Annotated in this window: 1 pseudogene; it reads left to right on the top strand. The window is 57.7% G+C overall.

Annotated features, from left to right (window positions below):
- A pseudogene (locus tag R5H23_RS17190) lies at nt 1–777 on the top strand (type IV secretion protein DotO); the annotation flags it as partial.

Below are 777 nucleotides of genomic sequence, written 5' to 3'. Positions count from 1 at the left end.
TCGACATGGTCAGGGCCGGACTGAGACAGGAAGAACGCCACCTTGCGCTTCACATTCCGTTTCAGCTCATTGACGAACACGCCTACAACATTTTCGATACCGAAACCTGTTGTCGAACGCCGCTGCCCTATCACCGCACGTTTCTGACAAATTTTCTCGCGCAGATCTGTAAGCCGCTCGACGGCTCTGACTTCGAGAGCATGAACCAGCTGATCGACGCGCTCATTACGGCTGCGTATGAATACTACTCCGACACTGGTCCCTCTGTCCGTCCCAAGATGTATCGCGAAGGGGTCGACCGGCTCGGCATTGATATGGCCCTCGCACATCATCGGCTTTCAGCGACACGGGCGACATCTTGGTGGGAGGTCGCTGACATGCTGGCAAACGTCGGCGACATGCGCATGGCGCACCGCGCGACCCAGTTTGCCGTGCCTGTGATCAGCGACCTCGTCGAGGTCGTTCGCGAAGAGCGCATCCGGCTGGAATTCGAGAAGGCAAACCCGACAGGCGGGGCAGAGTCCTCCATCGACGTTTTCAGGCGGTACCTCAATCATTTCGTCGCGAAGTTTCCAAGCCTGACAAAGCCGACACGTCTGGATCTTGGGGATGCCCGGATTGTCGTCATCGACATTGATCGGGTCGCGCCGGAAGGACAGGGCGAGGCGCAGCGCCAGACGGACCTGATGTATCTCCTCGGATTTCAAATCGTCTCGCGGAACTTCTTCCTTCATCCGGATGATGCCCAATACGTCCCTCTCCATGTCCGTCCGTATC

It is taken from the genome of Gluconobacter sp. GP1, assembly GCF_032913585.1.
GTDB classification, from domain to species: Bacteria; Pseudomonadota; Alphaproteobacteria; order Acetobacterales; family Acetobacteraceae; genus Gluconobacter; species Gluconobacter cerinus.
This window is presented reverse-complemented; position numbering and strand designations above follow the sequence as displayed.